Here is a 21,194-nt window from a genome sequence, read left to right as displayed (position 1 = left end):
GGCCCGACCGATCAAGCCCGATCGGTCGTCTCCGTCATCCTCGCACGGCGGCGATTTCGAATCAATACTGGATTCTGGATCCAAAATAGGTCATGATCTGAATCACGGGCGACGACATTCGCCCGGTACACGCGTCGCAGCGTTCAACGGAAGGACGTCGCATCCATGCAGACGACACCGGTCGAGTTCTCGAGCGAGGGAGACCGCCTCGCAGGGCTCTGGCGAACCCCTGAGGGCCCCGGCCCGTTCCGCGCGATCGTCCAGGGACCCGGATGGCTCGGGCTCAAGGACGCCAAGCTCTACGTCCGATACCACGAGGCGCTCGTGGCCGCCGGCTTCGGGGTGCTCGTCTTCGACTACCGCGGGTTCGGCGACTCGGGCGGGGACCGCGGCATCCTCTCTCCCGCCCGCCAGCTCCAGGACCTCGTCAACGCGGTCACGTACCTGACCACGCGCGACGACGTGATCGCCGACGCCATCGGCGCGTTCGGCACGGGCGGCACGGGCGGCGGCAATTCGGTGCTCCTCGCCGACGCCGACCCGCGCGTGAAGGCCGCGGTCAGCCAGGTCCCCGTCGCCGACGGCACCGACTGGCTGCACCGCATGCGCCAGGAGCACGAGTGGCTCGCGTTCCTCGCCGCCCTCGAGGAGGACCGGCGGCTGAGGGTCACGACCGGTGCTGGCCGCCTCGTGCACCCGCGCGAGGAGATCATGGTGCCGACGCCCGAGCGCCGCGCGACCACGATCAAGGCCGACGTCGACGACCGCATCCCGAGCGCCATCCCGCTCTCGTGCGCCGAGGAGATCCTCGCCTACAAGCCCATCGACGCGGCATCCCGCCTCACGACGCCCCTCCTCGTCATCGGCGTCGAGGGCGACGCGACCACCCCCACCGACCACGCCGAGCGGCTCTACGCCGCCGCGCGCGGCCCCAAGCAGCTCGTCATGCAGCGGCACACCACCCACTACGCCGCCTACGACCGCTACTGGGAGCAGACCACCCCGCTGATCGTCGACTGGCTCGACCGCTACGTGCGCCCGAGCCACGTCGACGTCCGCACCACCCGCTCGCCCGGGCAGGGCGAGTCCATCGAACGCATGGAGGCACCGCAGTGACCATCGACCTGAGAATCGCCGGCGGCGTCGTCGTGACGCCCGCCGGCCCGACCACCGCAGACCTGCTCGTCGACGACGGGCGGATCGCCGGCCTCGTCGCGCCCGGCGTCGCGGTCGACGCCGATCGCACGATCGACGCGACCGGCCGGCTCGTGCTGCCCGGCATGGTCGACGTGCACGTGCACACCCGCGAGCCGGGCTACGAGCACAAGGAGGACATCCTCACCACGACCCGACAGGCCGCCGCGGGCGGCGTGACGACCATCTTCGGGATGCCGAACCTCAAGCCGCCGACCGTCGACGTCGAGACGCTCACCGACGTGTTCGAGCGGTACTCCGCGACCTCGATCGTCGACTGGAACCACAACCCGGCGCCGACGAAGTTCGACGAGATCGAGCCGATGGCCGCGATGGGCATCCGGGCGTTCAAGATCTACATGGTCGTCGACACCGGACGCAGCTATCCCCACCCGGCCGGCACCGGCATCCACGACCACGGTCACCTCCTGCAGATCATGGACCGCATCGCGGGCACCGGCGTGCGCTTCATCGTGCACCCCCACGACCAGGCGCTCATGGACTACATCGAGGGCCAGTACCTCGCCCGCGGCGAGAACACGCCGCAGGGCTACGCGTCGGCGTACGCCGCGCGCGAGGGCGTCATCTGGGACACCGCGATCGACGTCGTACTGCGGCTCGCCGAGGCATCCGGATGCCCCGTGCACATCGCGCACATCCAGACGCGCCGGTCCATCGAGGCGGTGCGCCGCGCGAAGGCCGCGGGCGTCGACGTGACGTGCGAGGTGAACCACTGGGCGCCGTTCCTCGCTACGTGGGAGGACGTCGAGACGCTCGGGCCGTACGCGCTGTCGTACTGGGTGCCCGACGAGAACCGCGCCGCGATCTGGGAGGGCATGCGCGACGGCACGATCGACATCGCCAGCTCCGACCACGCCCCGCACACGCGAGAGGAGAAGGAGATCGGCTGGACCGAGATGTGGAGCGCGCACACCGGGACGCCGGGCATCCAGTACTACTACGAGCTCATGCTCGACGCCGTGAACCGCGGTGAACTGAGCCTCGAGCGCGCCGTCGACATGGTCGCCCGCGTCCCGGCTGAGAAGTTCGGCCTGGCGGGCGTGAAGGGCACGCTCGAAGTCGGCGCCGATGCCGACATCGTGATCGCCGACATGCAGCACGAGTGGACCATCACGAACGACGACGTGCTCTCGAAGATCGGCTGGACGCCGTACGACGGCCGCACCATCAGCACCCGGATCGAGCGCACCCTCGTGCGCGGCCGGGACGTCTACGCCGACGGCGCCGTCGTCGGCGAACCCGGATACGGGAAGCTCGCGGCCGCTCCGGCCGAACTCGCGGCCGAGACGGCCGGAACGGAAGGGAACTGACCATGGCGATGAAGTTCGGACTGCTGCTGCCCCACTTCGGCGAGGAAGCCAGCCGCGAGAAGCTGCTCGAGGGGTCCAAGCTCGCCGAGCAGATGGGCTTCGACTCCGTGTGGGTGCGCGACCACCTCGTGTTCGAGCCGCACGGCGAGATGGAGAAGCCCAACCGCACGTTCTACGACGCGCTCACGACGCTCACCGCGATCGGCGCGGTCACCGAGAAGCTCGAGCTCGGCACCGGCTCGCTCATCCCCTTCCGCCACCCGCTGCTCACCGCGCTCATGGCCGGCACGATCACCCAGCTCGTCGGCCCGCGCCTCATCCTCGGGTTCGGTGCCGGCACGTTCGACCACGAGTTCGACGCGATCGGCTGGGGCGACCTGGACCGCGTCGAGGCCGTGCGTTCGAACGCCGAGATCCTCAAGCGCGTGTTCACCGAGAACGACGTCACCTACGACGACGGCATCTTCTCGTTCGAGAACGTCACGATCGAGCCGAAGCCCGTCGGCGGCCGGGTGCCGTTCTGGTACTGCGGCGCGACCCCGCGCTCGGCGCGGCTGGCCGCGGAGTACGCCGACGGCTGGATGCCCGGCCGCATCTCGCTTGCGACCATGGAGAAGCGCATCGCGACCATGCGCGAGATGACGGATGCCTCGGGCCGCCCGATGCCGACCGTCGCGGTCATCCCGCCCACGTCGATCGAGGAGACCCGCAAGGAGGCGCTGAAGCACGTGAACATCCCGGGCCTGCTCGCCTGGGCGAACAAGGCGAAGTTCGCGGTCAAGCCGCCCTCGGGTAGGTTCGAGACCGTCGAGGACCTGGCGGGCCAGCTCATCGTCGGCGACCCCGACGAGGCCGTGCAGGAACTCAAGAAGTTCGAGGCCATCGGCACCGAGCACCTCGTCTTCGACTTCCGGTTCAAGTTCGATCGCTTCTTCGAGCAGATCGAGCTGCTCGGCACCGAGGTGCTGCCCAAGATGCGGGAGCACGCCGTCGAACCGGCCCTGACGTGAGCAACGAGGCTCTCGTGAGCGTGGAAGAGGGAATCACCATGACGACCACCATCGAGCCGGCCGGAGGCGAGGCATCCGCTGCCCCGCTGATCTCGGTGCGCGACCTGACCGTGAGATACGACGTGGCCCGGACGGGTTCGAAGCTCATCGCGATCGAGGGCGTCGACCTCGACGTGAACGAAGGCGAGTTCGTGACGGTGCTGGGCCCGTCGGGCTGCGGCAAGACGACGTTCATGAACGTGATCGCGGGGCTCGTGAAGCCCACCGCGGGGGAGGTGCGCGTGGCCGGGGAACCGGTCACGGGCCCCGGCCCCGACCGGGCGGTCGTGTTCCAGGACTACGCGCTGCTGCCGTGGCGCACCGTGTTCGACAACGTGAAGTTCGGCCTCGAGATGCAGAAGGGGCTGAAGGGCGGCGGATGGCGCGACCGCGTGCAGGAGGCGATCGAGCTCGTCGGGCTCGCCGGCTTCGAGCACTCGTACCCCCGCGAGCTCTCCGGTGGCATGCAGCAGCGCGTCGGACTCGCCAGGGCGATCGTCGCGCAGCCGCGGATCCTGCTCATGGACGAGCCGCTCGGCGCGGTCGACGCGCTGACCCGCGAGGTCATGCGTGCGGAGATCGAGAAGCTCATCGCCGCGACGGGCAAGACGGTGCTGTTCATCACGCACTCGATCGAAGAGGCGATCCTGCTCGGCGACCGCATCGTGGTGTTCAAGAGCCACCCGGGCGCGATCAAGGAGGTCATCGAGACCGGCCTCGAGCGTCCGCGGTCGGAGCGCAGCATCCAGAGCAACCCGAGGTTCCTCGAACTGCGCGACCACCTGTGGGAGGCGCTGCAGGGCGAGGCGACGGCGGCGGCGGTCTCGAAATGAGCAGCACGTTCCTCGCCTCGGGGCCGAACCTCGGCCGCGGCGGCATCGCGGCGTGGTTGGCCGGGCTGAGCGCGCGAGGCAAGGCCCTCGTGCTCGCGGGCGAGGTCGTCGTGATGCTCGTCGTGTGGGAGCTCGTGGTCGGGGTGCTCGGCTGGATCAATCCCGTGTTCTTCCCGCCGCCGTCGGCGGTCGCGCAGGGATTCGGGGAGCTCGTCCAGAGCGGCGCCCTCGCCGCGAACCTCCCCGTGTCGATCCAGGCATGGCTCACGGGCTTCACGATCGCGGTCGTCATCGGCATCCCCGTCGGCCTGCTCATGGGGTCGGTGCTTCCGGTCGATCGCGTCGTCGGCCCGATCGCGTGGACGATCTACGCGACCCCGGCGATCGCCTACCAGCCGCTCGCGAAGGCATGGTTCGGGTTCGGCATCGGACCGGTGATCTTCCTCGTGACCATCAGCGCGGTGTTCCCGATCCTGCTCAACATCGCCGCGGGCATGCGCACGACGAACCAGTCGATCATCAGCGCGGGCCGCGTGTACGGGGCGAACCGGTTGCAGTTGTACCGGTCGGTGTTCCTGCCGTCGACCGTGCCGTTCCTGTTCGCCGGGCTCCGGCAGGCCGTCGTGCTGGCGACGATCGGCATGGTCGTCGCCGAGCTCGCGGGCTCGGCGCAGGGCATGGGCGCGGTCATCATCCGCGCCGCGAACACCTACCAGACCGACCAGGCGTTCGCGGCGATCGCCGTCGTCGTGGTGTGGAGCGTCGGCATGACCCAGGTGGTGACCCTCGTCGAACGCTGGGTCGCGCCGTGGACGAGGAAGGGCCGACGATGAGCGTCACGTCAGCGACCGGCACCAACCGGATCGTGCGCCCCCGACGCGTGGTTCGCACGGGCGAGGCGAAATGGGGGCTGCTGCTCCTTGCGGTCGTTCTCGGCATCGTGCTCGTCTGGGAGGCGGCGGTGAGCTGGCTGCAGCTCGTGCCGGCCGCATTCCTGCCCCCGCCGTCCGAGATCATCGTCGCGTTCGTGCGCCTGCTCGGCGAACCCGAGTTCTGGGCGGCCTTCGCCTACAGCATGACCAACGTGCTGATCGGACTCGCGATGGCGGTCGTGGTCGGCGTCGTGGTGGGCCTCGCGGTCGGCTGGTCGCCGGTGCTGCGGTTCACCGTCGCGCCGTTCCTCTGGCTGCTGTACTCGACGCCGAAGGTCGCGCTCGCGCCGCTCTTCATCCTGGCCCTGGGCCTCGGCAGCGAGTCGAAGATCGCGCTGGTGTTCCTCCTGGCGGTGTTCCCGATCATCCTCAACACGATGGAGGGCGCCGTCACGGTGAGCCCGTCGCTCGTGAACGCCGGCCGGGTGTTCGGCGTGAACGGCATCTTCCTCGGCTGGAAGGTGATCTTCCCGGCGACGCTGCCGTACAGCCTGTCGGGCATCCAGCGCGGTGCTGCGCTGGGGTTCACGGGCGAGGTGCTCGGTGAGTTCCTCGGCGGCACCGGCGGCCTCGGGCACCTGCTCGAGTTCGCGGCGTACCAGTTCATGATGGCCGAGGCGATCGCGATGGTGATCGTCATGGTGATCATCGCGAACCTCACGCTGTGGCTCATCTCGGTGCTTCGGCGCCGGCTCGCGCCCTGGTACGACGACCGCCGGATCGTCGGGAGGTAGGGCAGCCGATGCACAAGCAGATCGTGGAGCCCGTCGGGGTGTACCCGCCCACGGCGGACTTCAGCCAGGCCATCCGCGTCTCTGGCGGCGACCTCGTCTTCGTCAGCGGCATCATCGGGATGCGCCCCGATGGCACCATGCCCGCCGGCACGAGCGAGCAGGTCGAGCTCGCCTTCGCGAACCTGGCGCGGGTGCTGGATGCGGCGGGCTCGACCCCCGCGGACGTCGTCAAGGTGAACGTCTTCGTCCGCGACGACTTCCGGCTCGTGCGCGACGACCTGCGCGAGATCCGCGCGCGGTACTTCACGCACGACTTCCCCGTGTCGACGCTCGTGCAGGTCGCCGGCTTCGCCGGACCCGACTACCGCTTCGAGATCGAGGCGATCGCGGCGGTGCCGACCCGAGCGGATGCCGCGGCGCCGGTCGCCCGTGGCGGCGGCTGACGCCGCATCCGCTCGCCCCCAGAGACCGCCGGCCCCCGTCTCATGCGCGATGACGGGGGTCGGCTGCTGCGCGCTCGCGGACGGTTGGTGGCGTCGGCGACCCGGCCGGACACTCCACGACAGGCGAAGCCGGCCGGGGAGGCGGGCCAGCACACTCTCCAGCGAGTGAGCTCATGCCACGCGGCCACCGCCGATCCAGACACCGCGAATGCGGCGAGATGCCGAGATCGTGGCGGTGGGATCGCCGTCGATGAGGACGAGATCCGCGCGTAGGCCCGGAAGTATCCGGCCGCGATCGTCCATCCCGAACACGGCGGCAGCCCTCGAGGTTGCTCCCTGGACGGCCTCGAGCGGCGACAGGCCGGCATCGACGAGCCGCTCGAGCTCGTCATGAAGCGACTCGCCGAACGGCACCTGGTGTGGAACGTGCGGGTCGTCGTTCGCGTCTGTGCCGACGAGAACCGCACTCCCCGCATCACGGAACGCCCGCACGGTCGACTCCGCGAATCGGTACTTGAGGCGGGCAGCCGGCACCAGTGCGCCGATGATGCGCATTCTGACAGTGCCGCCCACCTTCGCGACGACGCCGTGCATCATGCCGAGCGTCGGGATGATCACGGTGCCGTTGCGTGCGATGAGTTCCCGGGTGTCGCTGTCGAGCTCGCCGGAGAGCGTCGTGTGGGTGACGATGTCGACGCCGGCCTCCAGTGCGGATCGCAGAGTAGAGGTGCTCACGATGTGCGCCACGGTGAGGTATCCGGCCTCGTGCGCGGCCGCGACGAGCGCGGCGATCGTATCGGTGCTCAATGGCCTGGCACCGGGAAATCGCGGGTCCTCGATGATGATCTTGATGAGGTCTGACCCGTCGGCCCTGCGGTCGGCGATGAAGCGGCCGGCGTCGGCCGGTCCGACGACCCCGGTCGAAGCAGGCATGCCCATCGTCTCGATGAACATCGATCCGGGCCCGCTTGCGACGTACCCCGCAGTCTTGACTTGAGGTGTGCCGCTCTCGCTCCTGAGCGCGGCAAGCGCGGAAAGACTCGTCGAGCCCAGGTCGATGAGCGTGGTGATGCCGGCGCGGGCCGCCAGATCGAGCTGGGCACGTGTGCGCGGATGGGTGTGAGTGTCGATGAACCCGGGGAGCAGTGTCGCACCGTCGACGTCGACGACGTCAGCGCCGTCGGTGGAGCTGTCTCCAGCGATCCGGCCGCCCTCGATGACCACCGTGGCCCGCTCGGAGAGGCGCTCTCCGTCGAATACGCGTACTCCGGTGAAGGCGGTGCGGGTCACGTGAAATCCTCGTGCCGAACTCGATGGGCTTGCGCACGACACGGGCGACGACTTCCGCTCGACCGTCCGTGCGGATGGGACCATGATGCTCGTCGACTGCACGGACGTCAACCAACCCGATCCGCGAACACGCGACGGGCCCCCGCCGTCATGCGCTGCGGCGGGGGCCCGTCGTGGTGCCGAACCAGGGCACCTGGGGGACCAGGGCATCAGGGGTAGGGGAGCGTCTCCGGGCCGGCGTTGTCGAGGCCGAGGAGTTCCTGCGCCTTCTCGAGGTAGACGAGCTGCGACTCGTCGAACTCGATCGGCTCGAGGGACTGCGTTTCGACCGTGGTGTCCCATGCCTCCGTACCGAAGTAGAGGTTCTGGCACGCGAGGTGGCCGTCGAGCACCCACGGGCTGTCGGAGCCGCGGAGCGCCTCGACGTCGAAGTCGTTCGCCTCGTAGATGTCGAGCACCTCGTCGGCGTTCTCGGGGAACTCGCCCGGCGCCGGGGCGGTCTGGAAGTCGACCGCCTTCAGCGTCGCCCGCAGGAACCGCACGAGCGTGTTCGGGTTCTCCTCCACGTAGCCGCTGCCGGCGACCATGACGTCGTTGGCCCAGTTGCGGAGCGCCTCGACCGGGAACTCCGCCCCGGCCTCCTCGAGCGCAGGCCGGTCGTCGCCGTAGAACGGCTGCAGGGTGATCCGGTCGTTCACGAAGAACTCGGTCCACGACTCCGAACCGGGGCCGGGATAGACGATCTCGACGTTCACGCCCTCGAGGTCCCAGCCCTCCTCCGCGAGCACGCGGGCGCGCTGGAACTCGGCCGGGTCGCCGGGCGTACCGGCGAGCACGATCGCGGTGCCCTCGAGGTCCTCGACGGACTCGATGTCGGGCTGGACGGCGAAGTCGAAGTTCTGCCGGCAGTAGTGCCCGGAGAGCAGGTCGACGTCGACGCCGCCGCGGATCGCCTCGATGACCGTGCCGGTCGACTCGACGCCGACATCCGCGCTGCCGGATGCCACCGCCGCGGTGACGTTGTCGGCGGTGATGACCTCGACGGTGAGGCCCTCCTCCTCGTAGTAGCCGAGGTCGGTCGCGAGCACGTACATCGAGTACATGGTGATGTCGGGGAAGGGGATGGCCACCGTGATGTCGGTGTCCTCGGGCTCGCCGGGCTCGCCGTCGGCGATCTCGACGGGTTCGCTGTCGCTGCCCGCTGCGGGGTCGCCCGCGGCGCAGCCGGTCAGCAGTGCGAACACTGCCAGCCCGGCGGCCGCTGCGAGGCCGGAGCGTGGGATGGATCTGCGCATGACTCTCCATTCTTGGCGGGTGACTCGCGGTCGGCGTCCCGCGGAGAGGAGCGTCTCGCGAATTGCTGGATACCGTATCCAATCCGTGCGTGCCTGTCCATGGTTTTCTCGGATCCCACTTCGGGGGACGATGAACTCGGACGCCGGGTCTGGACGAATGCGTGGACTTTTGGATACGGTATCCAAAGCGGCACGGATGCCGCGCGACCGGAAAGGCGAACCAGTGCGTGCAGCCCTCCTCCAGGCCCACGGCCTCGACGGACTCGACGTCGCACGTGTCGCCGCGCCCGAGCCCGGCCCGGGCGAGGCGCTCATCCGCGTCGAGACCGTCGCGGTCAACCAGCTCGACCTCAACGTGATCGCCGGCAACGGTCCCGGCGCCGCGGCGAAACTGCCACGTGTGCTCGGCATCGACCCCGCGGGCGTGATCGTGGACGTCGGCGTGGGTGTCGACCGCTCGCGCATCGGCGAACCCGTCGTCGTCAAGCCCAACGTGCCCTGCGGCCGCTGCGACGCGTGCCGCGCGGGTCGCGAATCCACCTGCCCGTCGCAGACCGTCGTCGGCGTGCACCGCGACGGCGGCGCCGCCGAATTCGTCGTCGTGCCCGCCGTGGTCGCCTTCGACCGCTCCGGCCTCGACGCGGCGACCGCGACCGCCGCGGTCCACAGCCTGCCGATCGTGCTCAACGCCGTCGACGCCGCGGGCGTCCGCGCGGGCGATCGGCTCCTCGTCACCGGCGCGGGCGGCACGCTCGGTCGCGCCGCGATCGAGCTCGGCGTGCACCTCGGCGCCGACGTGACCGCCGCGACGCGGCATCCGCTCGCCGATGCACCCGAGGACGTGCGTGTCGTGGTCACCGGACCGGCCGCAGACCTCGCCGGGGCCCTCGACGCGGACGAGCGATTCGACGCGGTCGTCGACGTGAGCGGCAGCGCGGCGCTCCTCGGCCAGGCGATCGCCGCGCTCGCCTGGGGCGGGCGCGCGGCGTTCTGCGCGGCATCCGTCGACACGCGCCTCGAGATCGACGCGCGCGACTTCTACCTCGGACGCAAGCGGCTCGTCGGCGTCGCGAGCGCCGACCTCGACCAGGTGCGCCGGGCACTCGACCTCGTGCGCGAGGGCGCCGTCCGCCCGCGCATCGGCGCACGCTATCCGCTCGAGGACGTGCGACGCGCGTACCGCGAGTTCCCCACGACCCCCGGCAAGGTGATCATCGATGTCCGCTGACCTGATCGACCGGCCTCGCCTGCGCGCCTCGCTGCAGCGCATCGCCGACCGCACGCGTACCGACGCGGCATCCGCTCGCATGCGACCCTGGGTCGCCGCCCGGCTCGAGGGCGACGTCGCCTCGATCTCGGAGTTCGAGCAGTACGGCACCCGCTACGCGTTCCGGTCCGACGAGTCCGCCGAACGCGGCGGACACGACTCGGCGCCGAGCCCCATGCGATACCTGCTCAGCTCGATCGCGTTCTGCATGCTCGGCTGGTGCGCCAAGACGTGGGCGGCAGCGGATGTCGCGGTGCGCTCGCTCGAGACCGAGGTGCGCACGTGCCTCGACCTGCGCGGCGAGCACCTCGTCGACGGCGCGCCCGCGCACCCGCTCTGGTTCGTCGTCGAGGTGCGCATCGACGACGACACCGACCCGGAGCGCGCGATCGCGCTCGTGCGCGAGGCCGCCCGTCGATGCCCGACCACCTCGCTCGTGTCGAAGGCCGTCCCGCTGCACCTCGTACTCGTGCAGCGCGGCTGGACCGTGCTCGACACCAGGCCCGACGACCTCAGGAACGAGCACCGAGAGGAGCAGACCCGATGAGCCCCCATCCCGCGCCATCCGGAACCCCCCAGCACGGAGCGGACGGCCCACTCGCGGGCATCCGCGTCGTCGAGCTCGGCCAGTACATCTCCGGACCGTACGCCGCGAAGCTGCTCGCCGACCTCGGCGCCGAGGTCGTCAAGGTGGAGGCGCCCGACGGCGACCCCATGCGCCGCTGGGAGGGTCACGGCGCGATGAGTCCGCAGTTCGCCGCCTACAACCGCGGCAAGCGCGCCGTGCGGCTCGACCTCAAGACCGCCGATGGGCTCGCGGCGCTGCTCGACCTCGCGCGCGAGGCCGACGTGCTCATCGAGAACTTCCGGCCCGGCGTCGCCACCCGTCTCGGCTTCGGGCCCGACGCGTTGCACGAGGTCAACCCGCATCTGATCACCTGCTCGATCACCGGGTTCGGACCCGCGGGCCCCTACGCTGCCCGCCCCGCCTACGACACCGTGATCTCGGCGGTCGGCGCGATGTACAGCCAGGTCGTGCCCGCCGAGACGCTGCGCCCGCTCGGGCCGGCGTTCTCCGATCTGCTCTCGGGCATGTCCGCGACGCAGGCGATCCTCGCCGCCCTGCACGCCCGCGAGGCGCGCGGACACGGCGAGCACATCGACGTGTCGATGGTCGGCTCGCTGATCGACTTCCTCACCGAGGCCGCGTCGACCTACCTCGAGACCGGTCAGGTCGCCGGACCCGACTCGCGACCGCGCCGCGCCCAGGCCTACGCCTGCGCCGGCTCCGACGGGAAGGCCTTCGTCATCCACATGTCGGTGCCCGAGAAGTTCTGGACCGGGCTGCTCGACGTGCTCGAGCGCCCCGACCTGGCCGACGATCCCCGGTTCGCCACCCGCGAGGCCCGCGTGCGCAACTACGACGACCTCGACGCCGAGCTCAAGGCCGTCACCGAGCGCATGCCGCGGCAGCACTGGCTCGAACGGCTCGCCGCCCACGACATCCCCCACGGCCCGCTCAACACGGTCGCCGACCTGTTCGACGACCCGCAGGTCGCCTCGATGGGCCTCGTCGAGGAGATCATCGGCCACGACGGCACGCCGCTGCGCGTGCCGGCCCCGAGCACCCGGTTCCACGTCAGCGGACGACCGGCGCTGCGGGCCGCACCGCGGCTGGGGGAGGGCGACGGCGACGTGCTCGCCCGCGCCGCGGCATCCGTCACCGAGCCCGCCACGACCACCGCACCCGAAGGGACCCGCGCATGAGCCGCACCGACGACCTCGTCGCGATCGACGTGCACACCCACCCGCAGACCGAGGAGTTCCTCGCCGCGATGGGCAAGCGGCACCAGCAGATGGCGAAGCACTTCGGGCGCGAGCGGCCGGTCGTCTCGTTCGCCGAACAGGCCGACCAGTACCGCGACCGGCGCATGATGGCCGTCATCGTCAACTCCGACTCGGAGACCACCTCCGGTATCCCGGGCGCGCCCAACGACCTGCTCGGGAAGGCCCAGGCCGATCACCCCGACGTGTTCCTCGCGTTCGCCGGCATCGACCCGTGGAAGGGCGAGGCGGCCGTCGCCGAGATCCGACGCATGCACGCCGAGTACGGCATCAAGGGCGTCGGCGAGCTCAACCCGTCGAGACAGAAGTTCCTCGCGAACGACCGGCGGTTCTTCCCGATCTGGGAGGTGTGCGCCGAGCTCGGGCTCGTGGTGATGTTCCACTCGGGCTTCCCCGGCGCCGGCGCCGGGACGCCGGGCGGCGGCGGATACCGCCTCGAGAACGCCAAGCCGGTGCCGTACATCGACGACGTCGCCGCCGAGTTCCCCGAGCTCAAGATCATCAGCGCCCACCCCGCCTGGCCGTGGCACCTCGAGAACCTCGCCATGGTCTGGCACAAGTCGAACGTCTACCTCGATCTCTCGGGATGGGCGCCGAAGTACCTGCCGCCCGAGGTCGTGCGCTACGCCGATTCGCTCATCACCGACCGCGTGCTGTTCGGTTCCGACTGGCCCGTGATGACCGCCGACCGGTGGATGGACGAATTCGCCGAGCTGCCGTTCAAGGACGAGTCGCGGCGCAAGATCCTGCTCGACAACGCCCGCGGGCTCTTCGGGATCTGAGGCGACCATGGCGAAGCTCGTGCTTGCGACCGCGACCCCGCACAACCCCCTCCTCTGGCGCGCCATGCGCGACCCGATGCCCGACGATCTCGTCGGCGTCGCCGGCAACTTCGCGCGCATCCGCGACGAGATCCGCGACCTCGGCATCGACGTGCTCGTCGTGGTCGGCACCGACCACATCCGTCAGTTCTTCTTCGACCACGCCCCCGCGTTCGTCGTCGGCAAGGCCGCGCAGTATCACGGCACGTACGAGAACGAGGTGCGCACGTTCGGCATGGAGTACGTCGAGCTCACCGGCCACCCCGAGCTCGCCGAACGGATCGCGGGACGCGAGCTGCTGCCCGAGGCGATCGACTTCTCGGTGAGCCACGAGTGGCGGCTCGACCACGGCTTCGTGATCCCGCTGCAGTACCTGCGGCCCGAGCTCGACCTGCCGATCGTGCCGATCCACACCAACGCGACGCTGCCGCCGCTGCCCTCGCCGCGCCGCTTCGCCGTGCTCGGCGAGCACCTGCGGGAGACGATCGCAGCCTGGGACTCCGACGCGCGCGTCGCCCTGATCACCTCGGGGCACATGGCGACGGATGTCGGCGGGCCGAAGCAGTTCGCCGGGTCGCCCGATCCAGAGTTCGACGCCGAGGCCGTCGGCTGGATGCGGGACGGCGACCTCGACGCCGCGATCGCAGGATGCCGCTTCGACCGGATCATGGCGGCCGGCAACGTCACCTACCAGTACGTGAACGTCATCACGGCGCTCGCCGCGATGGGCGGACGACCCGCTGACCTCGCCGAGGCGACCGAGTCCCGGTTCGCCTCGAGCCCGTTCTTCATGTGGAGGGACCCGGCATGAGCAAGTACATGCTCGACAAGTTCATGCGCGCCGTCGAGATGAGCGACGCCGACGTCGCCCGGTACGTCGCCGACCCGCCGGCATTCGTCGACGCCTGGCTCTCGGGTGCCGGCGGCCCCGACCGGCCGACCGACGACCGCGCGCTCACCCCGGAGGAGCGCGACGCGTTCGCGGCCGTCGACCACGAGGCGCTGTACGCGCTCGGTGCGCACCCGTACCTGCTGTGGCACTTCATCGAGGCCGCGCACACGCACGAGTTCGGAGACGGATTCGGCTGGCGCGACCTCGTCGAGCGGTACCGGGCGGATGTCGCGCCCCACGGGCACGTCGACTACATCCCCTGAGGGTCGGGCCGACCGCGAACGCGGCGAGGATCCGCGCGGGACCTCAGGCGAGCGACCGCGCCGGACGTCAGGTGACGGCGCCGCGGCGGGCGAACCGCGCCTCGCGCCAGACCTCGGTCGAGAGGATGTCCTCGAGGTTCGCAACGGCATCCCACACATCGGTGTGCGAGACGTAGAGCGGCGCGAAACCGAAGCGCATGAGGTCGGGCGCCCGGAAGTCGCCGATCACGCCGCGCTCGATGAGCGCCTGCATCACCGCGAACCCGTCGTCGACGCGAAGGGCGACCTGGCTGCCGCGCCTGGCCGACTGACGCGGGCTGGCGACCCCGATCCCCCAGGGCGCGAGTCGGGCGTCGACGAGCGAGATGAACAGCTCGGTCAGCCGCAGGCTCTTCTCGCGGATCGCGTCGAGGTCGACCTCGCTCCAGATGTCGAGGCTCGCCTCGAGCGCCGCGACCGACAGAAGCTGCGGAGTGCCCACGCGGAACCGGGTGATCCCCTCGGCCGGGGCGTACCCGAGTTCGAAGTCGAACGGGCGCGCGTGGCCGTGCCATCCGGTGAGTGCGGGCCGCGCGGCGGCGTGGTGCCGCTCGGCGACCCAGATGAAGGACGGCGCTCCCGGGCCGCCGTTGAGGTACTTGTAGGTGCAGCCGATCGCGAAGTCGGCGCCGGCGGCGTTCAGGTCGACCGGCACCGCCCCCACGCTGTGGCACAGGTCCCACAGCATCAGGGCGCCCACCGCCTGCACCTGACGGGTGACCTCGGCGAGGTCGCGCATGCGGCCGGTTCGGTAGTCGACGTGGGTGAGCACGACCACGGCGACGTCGTCGTCGAGCACGTCGTCCAGCGTCGGGCCGTCGTCGTGGATGAGGCGGCGCTCGAGCGGCTCGCCGCCGCCGAGGAGCTCCTGCACGGCCTCGAGCATGTACAGATCGGTCGGGAAGTTGCCTCGCTCGGAGACCACGACCCGCCGCCCGGGACGCAGCCGCACGGCCGCCACCGCCGTCTGGAACAGGCTCGCCGACGTCGAGTCGCCGAGCACGACCTCGCCTGGCGCGGCGCCGATCAGCGGGGCGAGCCGGTCGCCGAGCGCGACCGGCTTCGCGAACCAGCCGGCGTCGTTCCAGCTGCGGATGAGACCGTCGCCCCACTCCTCGGTGATCACCCGCTGGACGTGGGCGGCCGTGTCCTTCGGCAGCGCGCCGAGGGAGTTGCCGTCGAGGTAGATCACCCCCTCCGGCAACGCGAAGCGGTCGCGGAACGACGCCAGGGGATCGGCGGCGTCGAGCTCGGCGCACATCGCGCGGTCGAGCGAGGGGGTGACGGAGGTCTCGGTGCTCATCGGGGTGCTGCCTTCGGTGCGGGCGGGGTGGGGGTCAGATCGCCAGGAAGCGGCGCGCGTTGCCGTGTCGGATCAGTGCCCGGTCGGCGTCGGTGAGGAAGTCGGCCCGTTCCACGACCGCACCGACCGGACGTTCGCCGAGCGGATACGGGTAGTCGCTGCCGACCATCACCTGCCGGGCGCCGAGGGTGTCGACGAGCACGCGGAGGGCGGTCGGGTCGAAGACGACCGAGTCGACGCTGAAACGGTCGAGATACCCCGAGGGCGGCTGCTCGCTCACCCCGATCAGGTCGGGTCGTCGATGCCAGGCGTTCTCGAAGCGGCCCAGCCAGAACGCGAACGAGCCGCCTCCGTGCGCGAACGCGATCCGCAGCGTCGGGGGAACGCGATCGAAGACGCCCCCGAGGATCATCGCGATGATCGAGAGGTGGGTCTCGGCGGGCATGCCGGTGAGCCAGCGCCCCATCCAGCGGTCCAGTCGTGGGGAGCCGGCCATGTCCCACGGGTGCACGAAGACGGGGATGCCGCGATCGGCGCAGTGCTGCAGGAACATGACGACGCCCTCGTGATCGAGGTCGCGGTCACCGACGTGGTTGCCGATCTCGACGCCGACGTGTCCGGATGCCACGGCACGGTCGACTTCGGCGCAGGCGGCGTCGGGATCCTGCAGTGGCACCTGGGCGAACGGCAGCAGTCGGCCTCGGGCCGGTTCGCAGATCTCCAGGGCCAGGTCGTTGAAGATCCGCGCGACCTTCACCGCCTCACCGCCCGACTTGTCGTAGGAGAAGAAGACCGGTGTGGGGGAGACGACCTGGATGTCCACGTCCTCGGCGTCCATGTCGGCCAGACGGGCCGCGGCATCCCAGCAGTCGGCGCCGATGCGCCGGAACTCGGTCGTGCCGAGCATGATCACCGCGTCGTGTTCCGAGTCGACCCGCAACGACGGCCAGACCCCCGGCCCGACCCGCGTCGACAGGTCGGGCCAGGCGCTCGGCACGTAGTGCGTGTGGACGTCGATCGTGCCCACTCGGGTCAGCCCTTGCCGGGGTGGACCGTGCCGCAGTTCGGGCAGGTGCGGCCGTCCTCGCTCTCGTAGAACTCGCGGAACACGGGCGGCAGGTCCTCGACGATGTCGCGGACCTGCAGCTCCACCTCGTGAACCTTCGTGTCGCAGTTCGGGCAGAACCACGCGAACTTCTCGAGCGTGCCCTCCTCGCGGATACGTTCGATGACGATGCCGATCGAACCGGGCTCCGGACGCTGGGGGGAGTGGTAGACGTTGCCGGGCAGCAGCCACATCTCGCCCTCCCTGATGTCGATGCGCTGCGGGCCGTCCTCCGTCATGACGTTGACGTGCATGTTGCCGCGGTACTGGTAGAACCACTCCTCGTAGGGGTCGAAGTGGTAGTCGGTGCGCTGGTTCGGCCCACCGACGACCTGCACGATGAAGTCGCCGATGGGCTCCCACGCCTGCTTGTTGTTGACCGGCGGCTTCAGCAGGTGCTCGTGCTCCTCGATCCACGCGGCGAAGTCGATGACGGGTGGCATGGTGTTCATTTCTCCTCCTGGAGTTCGGTGGTGGTCGGGTCGGGACGTTTCGCGATCGCCTGGATCTCGATGCGCAGGTGCGGGTGGGGAAGGGCGTGCACCGCGACGGTGGTGCGCGCGGGCCCGGTCTCGTCGAAGTACTCCGCCCAGACGGCGTTGTAGCCGGCGAAGTCGTTCATGTCGACGAGGTAGCTCGTCGCCTGCACGAGGTCGTCGAGGCGGCATCCGGCCTCGGCCAGGATCTCGCGCAGGTTCTCGAGGACCGCGCGGGTCTGCACCGCGATGTCGAGCCGGGTCGTGCCGAACTCGTCGGCCTCGGCGCCCGCGATGGTGTTGTCCGGCCGACGGCTCGAGGTTCCCGACACGTAGACGAGGTCGCCGGCGACCCTGGCGTGCGGGAACCGGCCCCTCGGCGTCGCCTTGCCGGTGACGAGGATGGATCGCGCCTCGGTCATTCCTGCTCCTCCTCGGATTCGGCGCGGACGTGCAGCGAGACCCGGCCGAGACCCGCGACCTCGGCCTTGACGAGGCCCCGCCGGGGCAGGGGCACCGCGACCGTCGCCGCACCGGCGAGCAGCACCATGCCCGCATGGAGCGCGAAGCCGTGCTGCCCGGCAAGTCGCCGAGCCGCCGCGATCGCCCGTGCGGGGTCGCCGAGGATCGCGGCCGTCGAACCGGCCTCGACGAGGCGGCCGTCGAACTCGAGCGACACGGCCCGGTTGTCGAGTGGACCGGACTCCACGGGGCTGCGCCACTGCCCGATGGCGAACGCGGCGGCCGAGGCGTTGTCGGCGACGACGTCGTCGAGGCTGAAGCGGAAGTCGCGGTAGCGCGAGTCGATCACCTCGAGCGCCGGCGCCACAGCCGCGATCGCGACGGCAGGACCGCGATCGACGCCGCGTTCCGTGTCGGGTGCCGGGCCGAGCAGGTAGGCGACCTCGGGCTCGACACGCGGATGGATGGCCGAACCGGCGTCGTAGCGACCGCCGTCGTCGATGCGCATCGCGTCGGTGAGCGATCCCATGATGACGTCGTCGACGCCCATCTGCTGCGCCTTCGCTCGGCTCGTGAATCCGAGCTTCAGGCCGACGACGCGCTCGCCGCGGGCGGTGCGGCGAGCGATGAGCGCGTGCTGGGTCGCGTACGCGGCGTCGAGACCGGGTGACGTACCCGGCGCGCGTCGGGCGATCGGCGCGGCGGTGCGCTGGGCCTGGTCGAGCGCGGCGGCACCGGCAGTGACGGCGTACTGGTCCACGGTGCCGCGGTCGACGCTCGGCGCACCGGTTTCCGGGTTCGTGCTCATTCGTCCCCCTCCGCTCCGGTGGCCGCCCGGCCGGCGGCGACGAGGTCGAGGGCGACGTCGACGATCATGTCCTCCTGGCCGCCCACCATCCTCCGACGTCCCAGCTCGACGAGGATGTCGCGCGCGTCGAGCCCATGATGCGCTGCGGCCCGCTCGGCGTGCAGCAGGAAGCTCGAGTAGACGCCCGCGAACCCCAGCGTCAGGGTCTCGCGATCGACGCGCACCGGACGTCGCTGCAGCGGCCGGACGAGCTCCTCTGCAGCATCCTGCAGGGAGAAGAGGTCGCATCCGTGCTGCCAGCCGAGCAGGTCGGCGACGGCGATGAACGCCTCGATCGGGGTGTTGCCGGCGCCGGCGCCCTGCCCGGCGAGCGAGGCGTCCACGCGGTCCGCGCCGTGCTCGACGGCCGTCACGCTGTTCGCGACGCTGAGTGAGAGGTTCTCGTGGGCGTGGATGCCGATCTCGGTGGCCGGACCGAGCACCTCGCGGTACGCGTCGATGCGCTCCGCGACATCGCGCATCGTGAGCCGGCCGCCCGAGTCGGTGACGTACACGCAGTGCGCGCCGTACGACTCCATCAGCTTCGCCTGCTCGGCGAGACCTCGCGGATCGTTCATGTGGCTCATCATCAGGAATCCCGAGACGTCCATGCCGTGCTCGCGCGCCCAGCCGATGTGCTGGGCGGCCACGTCGGCCTCGGTGCAGTGGGTGGCGACTCGAACGCTCCGCACGCCGAGGTCGCGGGCCCTCGCGAGGTCGTCGATCGTGCCGATCCCGGGCAGGATCAGCGTGGTCAGCCGGGCGCGGTCGAGCACCGAGGCGGCCGCCTCGATCCAGTGCCCGTCCGTGTTCGCGCCATGACCGTAGGCCACGCTGGAACCGCCGAGGCCGTCGCCGTGCGCGACCTCGATCGCGTCGACGCCCGCGGCGTCGAGGGCGGATGCGATCCGGCGGACCTCGGCGAGCGAGTAGCGGTGGGCGACGGCGTGCATGCCGTCCCGGAGGGTGACATCCTGCACGTAGACGCGGCGTGCCGTGGCGGTCATGCGATCGCCCCCGTCCGTTCGGCGACGAGTCGCTCGGCGGTGCGCAGTGCCGCCGACGTCATGATGTCGAGGTTGCCGGCGTACTCGGGAAGGTAGTGGCCGGCGCCAGCGACCTCGAGGAGGATCGTGATCCGCGTGCCGTGGAACGGCCGCCCGAGTGCCGGCACGTACGCCTCGTCCACCGCATCGAACTGCACCTCCTGCTTGAGGCGGTAGCCGCCGACGTAGCCCTGGACCTCGGCGACCATCGCCGCGACGGACCTGCGCACCGCGGCCTCCTCGAAGTCGACCCCGGGCTCGCCCTCGACGAGGCAGAAGACCGTGTCGCGCATGATGAGCGGCGGTTCGGCGGGGTTGAGCACGATGATCGCCTTGCCGCGTCCGGCGCCGCCGATCACCTCGATGGCCCGCGCGGTGGTCTGCGTGAACTCGTCGATGTTCGCACGCGTGCCGGGACCCGCCGACCTGGATGCGATCGACGCGACGATCTCGGCGTACGCGACGGGCGCCACCCGGGAGACGGCGGCCACCATCGGCACGGTGGCCTGGCCGCCGCAGGTGACGAGGTTGACGTTGGTCGCCCCGAGGTGCTCTCCGAGGTTGACGACCGGGATCACGTACGGGCCGATCGCGGCCGGTGTCAGGTCGACCATGATGCGGCCGTGCTCGCGGATCACCCGGTCGTTGCGGAGGTGGGCGGCCGCCGAAGTGGCGTCGAACACGAGCTCGACGTCCGCGAACTCGGGCATCCGGACGAGCCCGCCGACGCCCTCGTGCGTCGTGGCCACGCCGAGGCGCCGAGCCCTGGCCAGGCCGTCCGAGTCGGCATCGATGCCGGCCATCGCGGCGACGTGCAGCGTCTCCGAGAGCCGCCTGACCTTCATCATGAGGTCGGTGCCGATGTTGCCCGAGCCGATGATGGCGACGCCGGCGCTCATGCCGCACCCCCGAGCGCCAGGACGTGCTCCGCGGCGCCGACGAGATCGGCCCGGACCTCGCCGAGGCCCTCGAGCCGCGCGTGGTACACGCCGGCCTCGCCCGCGACCATCGGACCGAGGGCCCCCGACAGCACGACCTCGCCCGCACGGAGCGGCCGGCCGCGCCGGGCCACCGCCCGTGCGAGCCACGCGACCGCGGTGACCGGGCTGCCGAGGCACGCGGCGCCCGAGCCTGTCGAGATCGGCGCGCCGTCGCGATCGAGGCGCATGCCGACACCGGCGAGGTCCAGTCCGTCGAGCCGGCGCGGGGTCGTGCCGAGCACGACCGCCCCGCTCGAGGCGTTGTCGGCGATCGTGTCGGTGATGCGGATGTCCCAGCCGGCGATCCGCGAGTCGACGACCTCGATCGCGGGGAGCACGAACTCGGTGGCGCGGAGGACGTCGGCGACGTGCGTCGTGGGGGAGTCCAGGTCCCGTCCGAGCACGAACGCGACCTCGGCCTCGACGCGGGGCTGGAGGAACCGGGCGAGATCGAGCGGTTCGCGGTCGGCGAGGACCATGTCGTCGAGCAGCACCCCGTAGTCCGGCGCGTGCACGCCGAACTGCGCCTGCACCGCGGGCGAGGTGAGGCCGATCTTGCGGCCGACGACGCGCCGCCCCTCCGTGAGGCGCCGCGCGATGCCGAGTGCCTGCACGGCATAGGCGGCGTCCTGGTCGTCCTCCCCGATGAGGTCGCGCACCGGAGCGCACGCGATGTGCACGCAGGAGGCCGCGCGAAGACGCGCCTCGGCAGCGTGCACCGGATCGAGCTGTGCCATCCGCTCGGCG

Annotated in this window: 23 protein-coding genes; 13 read left to right on the top strand and 10 right to left on the bottom strand. The window is 70.8% G+C overall.

Annotated elements, in window-relative coordinates:
• Nucleotides 1-165: 165 nt before the first annotated feature.
• The 7 genes from ACULK4_RS16810 to ACULK4_RS16780 are packed head-to-tail and all read left to right on the top strand — an operon-like array spanning nt 166 to nt 6,516.
• Complete coding sequence (locus ACULK4_RS16810; RefSeq protein WP_445963538.1) at nt 166-1,116, top strand: alpha/beta hydrolase; 951 nt, start codon at nt 166-168, stop codon at nt 1,114-1,116.
• Nucleotides 1,113-2,525 carry a dihydroorotase gene (locus ACULK4_RS16805; protein ID WP_445963537.1) on the top strand — a complete coding sequence of 471 codons (1,413 nt, stop codon included), beginning with the start codon at nt 1,113-1,115 and terminating at the stop codon, nt 2,523-2,525. Before ACULK4_RS16810 ends, ACULK4_RS16805 begins: the two co-directional genes overlap by 4 nt.
• A gap of 2 nt (nt 2,526-2,527) precedes the next feature.
• Nucleotides 2,528-3,535, top strand: coding sequence for an LLM class flavin-dependent oxidoreductase (locus ACULK4_RS16800; RefSeq protein WP_445963536.1), 1,008 nt, complete (start codon nt 2,528-2,530; stop codon nt 3,533-3,535).
• Between the two features lie 38 nt (nt 3,536-3,573).
• The gene (locus tag ACULK4_RS16795) at nt 3,574-4,407 is read left to right on the top strand and encodes an ABC transporter ATP-binding protein (protein ID WP_445963535.1); all 834 of its coding nucleotides are present in this window, start codon (nt 3,574-3,576) and stop codon (nt 4,405-4,407) included.
• The gene (locus ACULK4_RS16790; RefSeq protein WP_445963534.1) at nt 4,404-5,240 is read left to right on the top strand and encodes an ABC transporter permease; all 837 of its coding nucleotides are present in this window, start codon (nt 4,404-4,406) and stop codon (nt 5,238-5,240) included. Before ACULK4_RS16795 ends, ACULK4_RS16790 begins: the two co-directional genes overlap by 4 nt.
• Nucleotides 5,237-6,073: an ABC transporter permease gene (locus ACULK4_RS16785; RefSeq protein WP_445963533.1), complete on the top strand. Its 837-nt coding sequence runs from the start codon at nt 5,237-5,239 to the stop codon at nt 6,071-6,073. The genes ACULK4_RS16790 and ACULK4_RS16785 overlap by 4 nt, the downstream gene beginning before the upstream one ends.
• Nucleotides 6,074-6,081: 8 nt before the next feature.
• Nucleotides 6,082-6,516: a RidA family protein gene (locus tag ACULK4_RS16780; protein WP_445963532.1), complete on the top strand. Its 435-nt coding sequence runs from the start codon at nt 6,082-6,084 to the stop codon at nt 6,514-6,516.
• A 171-nt stretch (nt 6,517-6,687) separates the two neighbouring features.
• Here the strand turns inward: ACULK4_RS16780 and ACULK4_RS16775 are convergent, their stop codons facing one another.
• Together ACULK4_RS16775 and ACULK4_RS16770 are read right to left on the bottom strand one after the other, a co-directional pair.
• Nucleotides 6,688-7,806 (bottom strand): amidohydrolase family protein, encoded by a 1,119-nt coding sequence (locus tag ACULK4_RS16775; RefSeq protein ID WP_445963531.1) that lies wholly within the window; start codon nt 7,804-7,806, stop codon nt 6,688-6,690.
• A 209-nt stretch (nt 7,807-8,015) separates the two neighbouring features.
• The gene (locus tag ACULK4_RS16770) at nt 8,016-9,101 is read right to left on the bottom strand and encodes an ABC transporter substrate-binding protein (protein WP_445963530.1); all 1,086 of its coding nucleotides are present in this window, start codon (nt 9,099-9,101) and stop codon (nt 8,016-8,018) included.
• Between the two features lie 223 nt (nt 9,102-9,324).
• On the opposite strand from ACULK4_RS16770, the gene ACULK4_RS16765 reads away from it, so the two are divergent.
• Genes ACULK4_RS16765 through ACULK4_RS16740 form a run of 6 tightly spaced genes read left to right on the top strand, consistent with a single transcriptional unit; the run spans nt 9,325 to nt 14,189 of the window.
• Complete coding sequence (locus ACULK4_RS16765; RefSeq protein WP_445963529.1) at nt 9,325-10,329, top strand: alcohol dehydrogenase catalytic domain-containing protein; 1,005 nt, start codon at nt 9,325-9,327, stop codon at nt 10,327-10,329.
• Complete coding sequence (locus ACULK4_RS16760) at nt 10,319-10,915, top strand: OsmC family protein (protein ID WP_445963528.1); 597 nt, start codon at nt 10,319-10,321, stop codon at nt 10,913-10,915. Before ACULK4_RS16765 ends, ACULK4_RS16760 begins: the two co-directional genes overlap by 11 nt.
• A complete protein-coding gene (locus ACULK4_RS16755; protein WP_445963527.1) occupies nt 10,912-12,135 on the top strand; it encodes a CaiB/BaiF CoA transferase family protein in 1,224 nt (407 codons plus the stop codon). Before ACULK4_RS16760 ends, ACULK4_RS16755 begins: the two co-directional genes overlap by 4 nt.
• Nucleotides 12,132-12,995 carry an amidohydrolase family protein gene (locus ACULK4_RS16750; RefSeq protein WP_445963526.1) on the top strand — a complete coding sequence of 288 codons (864 nt, stop codon included), beginning with the start codon at nt 12,132-12,134 and terminating at the stop codon, nt 12,993-12,995. The genes ACULK4_RS16755 and ACULK4_RS16750 overlap by 4 nt, the downstream gene beginning before the upstream one ends.
• A gap of 7 nt (nt 12,996-13,002) precedes the next feature.
• Nucleotides 13,003-13,845, top strand: coding sequence for a DODA-type extradiol aromatic ring-opening family dioxygenase (locus tag ACULK4_RS16745; RefSeq protein WP_445963525.1), 843 nt, complete (start codon nt 13,003-13,005; stop codon nt 13,843-13,845).
• Nucleotides 13,842-14,189, top strand: a complete 348-nt coding sequence (locus ACULK4_RS16740) for a hypothetical protein (RefSeq protein WP_445963524.1) — start codon at nt 13,842-13,844, stop codon at nt 14,187-14,189. The genes ACULK4_RS16745 and ACULK4_RS16740 overlap by 4 nt, the downstream gene beginning before the upstream one ends.
• A 67-nt stretch (nt 14,190-14,256) precedes the next feature.
• Here ACULK4_RS16740 and kynU read toward each other — a convergent pair whose 3' ends face one another.
• From kynU to ACULK4_RS16700, 8 genes are read right to left on the bottom strand one after another with little or no spacing between them, the layout of a single operon-like run.
• On the bottom strand, nt 14,257-15,531 hold the full coding sequence (gene kynU / locus ACULK4_RS16735) for a kynureninase (protein ID WP_445963523.1): 1,275 nt from the start codon (nt 15,529-15,531) through the stop codon (nt 14,257-14,259).
• A gap of 34 nt (nt 15,532-15,565) precedes the next feature.
• Nucleotides 15,566-16,558 (bottom strand): amidohydrolase family protein, encoded by a 993-nt coding sequence (locus tag ACULK4_RS16730; RefSeq protein ID WP_445963522.1) that lies wholly within the window; start codon nt 16,556-16,558, stop codon nt 15,566-15,568.
• Nucleotides 16,559-16,563: 5 nt separating this feature from the next.
• Complete coding sequence (locus ACULK4_RS16725; protein ID WP_445963521.1) at nt 16,564-17,088, bottom strand: 3-hydroxyanthranilate 3,4-dioxygenase; 525 nt, start codon at nt 17,086-17,088, stop codon at nt 16,564-16,566.
• Nucleotides 17,085-17,534 (bottom strand): RidA family protein, encoded by a 450-nt coding sequence (locus ACULK4_RS16720; protein WP_445963520.1) that lies wholly within the window; start codon nt 17,532-17,534, stop codon nt 17,085-17,087. Before ACULK4_RS16720 ends, ACULK4_RS16725 begins: the two co-directional genes overlap by 4 nt.
• Nucleotides 17,531-18,382, bottom strand: coding sequence for a 2-keto-4-pentenoate hydratase (locus ACULK4_RS16715; protein ID WP_445963519.1), 852 nt, complete (start codon nt 18,380-18,382; stop codon nt 17,531-17,533). Before ACULK4_RS16715 ends, ACULK4_RS16720 begins: the two co-directional genes overlap by 4 nt.
• Entirely contained in the window at nt 18,379-19,428 is a 1,050-nt protein-coding gene (dmpG, locus tag ACULK4_RS16710; RefSeq protein WP_445963518.1) for a 4-hydroxy-2-oxovalerate aldolase, read from the bottom strand. Before dmpG ends, ACULK4_RS16715 begins: the two co-directional genes overlap by 4 nt.
• Nucleotides 19,425-20,366, bottom strand: a complete 942-nt coding sequence (locus tag ACULK4_RS16705; protein WP_445963517.1) for an acetaldehyde dehydrogenase (acetylating) — start codon at nt 20,364-20,366, stop codon at nt 19,425-19,427. Before ACULK4_RS16705 ends, dmpG begins: the two co-directional genes overlap by 4 nt.
• Nucleotides 20,363-21,184 carry a 2-keto-4-pentenoate hydratase gene (locus ACULK4_RS16700; protein WP_445963516.1) on the bottom strand — a complete coding sequence of 274 codons (822 nt, stop codon included), beginning with the start codon at nt 21,182-21,184 and terminating at the stop codon, nt 20,363-20,365. The genes ACULK4_RS16705 and ACULK4_RS16700 overlap by 4 nt, the downstream gene beginning before the upstream one ends.
• Nucleotides 21,185-21,194: the final 10 nt, after the last annotated feature.

This window comes from Agromyces selenitireducens, assembly GCF_052748465.2.
This window is presented reverse-complemented; position numbering and strand designations above follow the sequence as displayed.

Coding starts and splice junctions, on each gene's coding strand:
- ACULK4_RS16770 (WP_445963530.1), bottom strand. CDS start 9,101: ATGCGCAGATCCATCCCACGCTCCGGCCTCGCAGCGGCCGCCGGGCTG.
- kynU (WP_445963523.1), bottom strand. CDS start 15,531: ATGAGCACCGAGACCTCCGTCACCCCCTCGCTCGACCGCGCGATGTGC.
- ACULK4_RS16715 (WP_445963519.1), bottom strand. CDS start 18,382: ATGAGCACGAACCCGGAAACCGGTGCGCCGAGCGTCGACCGCGGCACC.
- ACULK4_RS16700 (WP_445963516.1), bottom strand. CDS start 21,184: ATGGCACAGCTCGATCCGGTGCACGCTGCCGAGGCGCGTCTTCGCGCG.
- ACULK4_RS16800 (WP_445963536.1), top strand. CDS start 2,528: ATGGCGATGAAGTTCGGACTGCTGCTGCCCCACTTCGGCGAGGAAGCC.
- ACULK4_RS16810 (WP_445963538.1), top strand. CDS start 166: ATGCAGACGACACCGGTCGAGTTCTCGAGCGAGGGAGACCGCCTCGCA.
- ACULK4_RS16795 (WP_445963535.1), top strand. CDS start 3,574: ATGACGACCACCATCGAGCCGGCCGGAGGCGAGGCATCCGCTGCCCCG.
- ACULK4_RS16705 (WP_445963517.1), bottom strand. CDS start 20,366: ATGAGCGCCGGCGTCGCCATCATCGGCTCGGGCAACATCGGCACCGAC.
- ACULK4_RS16745 (WP_445963525.1), top strand. CDS start 13,003: ATGGCGAAGCTCGTGCTTGCGACCGCGACCCCGCACAACCCCCTCCTC.
- ACULK4_RS16720 (WP_445963520.1), bottom strand. CDS start 17,534: ATGACCGAGGCGCGATCCATCCTCGTCACCGGCAAGGCGACGCCGAGG.
- ACULK4_RS16790 (WP_445963534.1), top strand. CDS start 4,404: ATGAGCAGCACGTTCCTCGCCTCGGGGCCGAACCTCGGCCGCGGCGGC.
- ACULK4_RS16750 (WP_445963526.1), top strand. CDS start 12,132: ATGAGCCGCACCGACGACCTCGTCGCGATCGACGTGCACACCCACCCG.
- ACULK4_RS16760 (WP_445963528.1), top strand. CDS start 10,319: ATGTCCGCTGACCTGATCGACCGGCCTCGCCTGCGCGCCTCGCTGCAG.
- ACULK4_RS16755 (WP_445963527.1), top strand. CDS start 10,912: ATGAGCCCCCATCCCGCGCCATCCGGAACCCCCCAGCACGGAGCGGAC.
- ACULK4_RS16780 (WP_445963532.1), top strand. CDS start 6,082: ATGCACAAGCAGATCGTGGAGCCCGTCGGGGTGTACCCGCCCACGGCG.
- ACULK4_RS16725 (WP_445963521.1), bottom strand. CDS start 17,088: ATGAACACCATGCCACCCGTCATCGACTTCGCCGCGTGGATCGAGGAG.
- ACULK4_RS16785 (WP_445963533.1), top strand. CDS start 5,237: ATGAGCGTCACGTCAGCGACCGGCACCAACCGGATCGTGCGCCCCCGA.
- ACULK4_RS16740 (WP_445963524.1), top strand. CDS start 13,842: ATGAGCAAGTACATGCTCGACAAGTTCATGCGCGCCGTCGAGATGAGC.
- dmpG (WP_445963518.1), bottom strand. CDS start 19,428: ATGACCGCCACGGCACGCCGCGTCTACGTGCAGGATGTCACCCTCCGG.